The following is a 3,493-nucleotide window of genomic DNA, read 5'->3' as shown; positions in this document are numbered from 1 at the left end:
AGACCAAAGGCGTGAAAGTAAGATGGCTAATTTCAGATAAAGATAAGGCCCCAAACTTTGCGATGAGAATGTTTGAAGTTGCTCCAGAAGGTTATAGCCCTTTACATACACATAAATGGGAACATGAAGTATTTATTTTAGAGGGGGAAGGGGTAGTGACTGATGGGAAAAAAGAATGCAAGATTAAAAAAGGAACAGTAGTATATGTTCCTCCTGAAGAGAAACATCAGTTTAAAAACACCGGCTCCGATACTCTAAGATTTCTATGTTTGATTCCTATAAAAAATAGTAATAAGTAATATGTAATGAGTAACGGGTTACAGGTTACTAGTAGAGCGTTTCCTTAATAATGTTACAATGATTTGTCATTGCGAGCGATAGCGAATCAATCTCAAGTCCTTACAAATAAAGGGATTGCTTCCCCTGTTTTCACAGGGGCAGGCTTACTTTGCTCCTCGCAATGACAGAACAAAATGTAAAGATATTTAGAAAACGAACTACTAGATTTTTATAAACATCTATTAGAATTTGGGTGGTTAGAAAGCTAAATCATTTACTCTATAACAGTAAACTCTATTATTGCTTCAGTAGTTTTTTGAGAAAAGACGTCTTTTAAAACTAAATGAAATTTATAATTACCAATCGGAAAGGGGGTAGTTTGCGTAATATTAGCAGTAAATAAAAGGTCGGAATTTTTAGAATGGGAAGTTATATGGTAATCGAGATAATCTGCCTGTCCTTGTAATACATTATTGTCTTGATCTAAGATATAGAGGTCTTCTTTGAGGTATATTTCATAAAGATCATTTTTAACCTCTTTAATGGTATAATTTTTTGGCTCTCCATAGATAAAAATGGTTTCTCTTGGAGCAAAGGTGGCGTTTTCTCTTTGATTATACAGACCGAAACCACCTGCTTCTTCATTAGTAAATACTACATTAACAAATTCTAAATTGGACTTACTTCTAACTAAGGTAAGGACTTCTTCCAATTCTCCCACTGCTTCATTATATTTCTCTTCATCAATGAATTTTAAAGCTTGATTAATATGATCTTTTTCTTCAATTGCAAAAGAAGATAGGATTAGACTGCTTAAGATAATGATTAATACTGTACTTATAAAGACGAACTTCTTAGTTAAATTCATATTTTTCACTCCTTTTTATTTTTAAATTTTTATTAATTAAATAGTTTGAATAATTTCTTTTATTATAATATTTTACAACCTGAAATTCAAATCTAAATTAAAAATTATAGGGTATTTCAAATTTAATTTTGTTAGAATAAGAAAAATGAAATAGAAAATATTGGAGGGGAAAATGAGGTAGAGAGAACTTACGACCGTTCGATTGAAAAATTTATTGAAACATATAAATAATAGTAAAAAGTAATTTGTGATGAGTAATATGTAGGGGTTCGATTCATCGAACCCGCAATAGCACACTAAAATACTCGGGTCGGATGAATCCGACCCCTACCTCTCATCCTAAAATCTAATCAGCTATAATAGACAGGCGAGACGCCTGTTCTACTAACGACTATTCACTAGCGACTAAATTAAACTGGCAAATCGACTAACTGGCAAACCAGGTAACTATTATAGATTCTCACGGTAATCTTATTTTGTTTAAAGGCCAGAAAACTACCCAGGCTTTACCTACTACATTTTTTTGAGGGACAAAGCCCCAATATCGGCTATCACTACTGTTTGATCTATTATCTCCTAAAACAAAGAAAGAATCATCAGGGACTACCAGGGCGGGTATATCTTCATACGATTTATATTTTACATAATTATCTTCTAACTTATTATCATTAAGATAAATTTCTCCCTTGATTATTTCAATTTTATCTCCAGGAAGCCCAATTATTCTTTTAATATAGTTACGTTTTATTTCTAAAGGAGGCTTAAAAATTATTATTTCACTTCTTTTAGGTGATTCAAAACGATAACTAATTTTATTAGCAATAAGTCTTTCATTATTATGTAAAGTAGGTTCCATAGAAGCACCCCTTACTACCGTAACCTGACCGATAAAAGTAATAATTATAAAGGCAATAACTCCTGCACTAATTACTGTTTCCAGCAGTTCTCGAATCATAGATTTTTTCCCTTTTTTAACATCTTTTTTTAAATATTTTTCATTTTTATTAGCTTTTTTCATTTTTATTTTTACTCCTTCAACTTACAAAAGTGAAATACAGATATTGCTTTAAAAAATTGCTATAAATATTTTTACTATACAGCTATTAATTTCTAAAGAATATTCTAATTAACAAAGTATATTATAGCACATTTTAAAACTTATAAAAAAAATATTTATATTGGTTTACTAAAAGATGTTATTATAGTTATAATTATAAAAAATTTAAGCCGGCTGGCTCTGATAATAATTAAGATAACAATAATATAAAAATTGTTGGAACATAAAAAAGGAGAGAATAAAAATTAAAACTATTATCTTTGATTTAGATGATACTTTAGTTAAAACTTCAAAATTATATGACCAGGCGAGAGAAGAATTTTCTTTGCTTATGGAAAACTCTGGCTTTAAGAAGGAAGAAGCGTTAGCAAAGCTTGATGAAATTGACATCAAGAATATTAACCAATATGGTTTTATAAAGGAGAGGTATCCTTATAGTTTAGGTAAAACCTATGAATATTTTTCCCAAAAAAAAGGAAAAGAGATTAATCCTGATTTAAAAGAGAAAATTGAAGATCTAGGCTGGCAGGTTTTTAAAAAAATCCCGGAATTAGTTGATGGTGTTTATCAAGTATTAGATGTTTTGAGCCAGAAGTATTTTTTAATTCTAGCGACTTTAGGTGATCCTCAAGTTCAAGAAAAGAAAGTGCAATTAACTGGTTTAAAAAAATATTTTTCGGTGATTTATGTCTTGAAATATAAAAATGTAGAGGAGTATCTAAATATTTTAAAAGAACAAAAATTAGACCAAAAAGATACCTGGATAGTAGGAAATAGTGTTCGTTCAGATTTGAATCCTGGTTTAAAGGTGGGTTTAAATTGTATTTTAATCCCCACCTTAACCTGGAAATTTGAGGAAGAGCAGCCTCTATCAGAAAAATATTTAAAGATAGATTCCTTAAAAGAATTATTAAATTATCTTTAGAATAGAGAGAATATTAATTGATTAAAGAACTAAAATATCCGAAATATTTAAATCTGACTGAAGAAGAGCTAGACCAAAGAGTTGAAAAAGCTTATAAATTGCTTTCTTTTTGTAAGGTTTGTCCTCATCAATGTAAGGTGAACCGTTTGGTAAGACAACAAGGATTTTGTCGTTCAGGTAAAGAAGTGCTAATCTCCAGTTATAACGCCCATTTTGGAGAAGAGCCGCCTTTGGTGGGGAGCTCTGGTTCAGGTACTATATTTTTTACTAACTGTAATTTGAGATGTGTGTATTGTCAAAACTATCCTATAAGTCAGTTAGGAAATGGCAATAAAGTTACTCTATTAGAATTAGCTAAAATTAT

4 protein-coding genes and 1 pseudogene are annotated in these 3,493 nt (G+C 30.2%); 3 read left to right on the top strand and 2 right to left on the bottom strand.

Going from position 1 to position 3,493, the window contains the following annotated elements; all coding sequences use genetic code 11:
* A partial coding sequence (locus COZ07_RS10545) for a cupin domain-containing protein (protein WP_406608523.1) occupies window positions 1-299 on the top strand: 299 nt, incomplete at its 5' end.
* 254 nt (window positions 300-553) lie between these two features.
* Here the strand turns inward: COZ07_RS10545 and COZ07_RS10540 are convergent.
* Entirely contained in the window at window positions 554-1,147 is a 594-nt protein-coding gene (locus COZ07_RS10540; protein WP_406608522.1) for a hypothetical protein, read from the bottom strand.
* Between the two features lie 460 nt (window positions 1,148-1,607).
* Complete coding sequence (gene lepB, locus COZ07_RS10535; RefSeq protein ID WP_406608521.1) at window positions 1,608-2,165, bottom strand: S26 family signal peptidase; 558 nt, start codon at window positions 2,163-2,165, stop codon at window positions 1,608-1,610.
* A gap of 262 nt (window positions 2,166-2,427) precedes the next feature.
* On the opposite strand from lepB, the gene COZ07_RS10530 reads away from it, so the two are divergent.
* Complete coding sequence (locus tag COZ07_RS10530; protein WP_406608524.1) at window positions 2,428-3,129, top strand: HAD family hydrolase; 702 nt, start codon at window positions 2,428-2,430, stop codon at window positions 3,127-3,129.
* A gap of 17 nt (window positions 3,130-3,146) precedes the next feature.
* Window positions 3,147-3,493: pseudogene (locus tag COZ07_RS10525) on the top strand (radical SAM protein); the annotation flags it as partial.

The sequence above is a fragment of the Candidatus Infernicultor aquiphilus genome (assembly GCF_002784285.1).
Classification (GTDB): Bacteria; Atribacterota; Phoenicimicrobiia; order Phoenicimicrobiales; family Phoenicimicrobiaceae; genus Infernicultor; species Infernicultor aquiphilus.
Note: the sequence above shows the minus strand (reverse complement) of the source record. Positions and strands in the feature narration are given on the sequence as shown.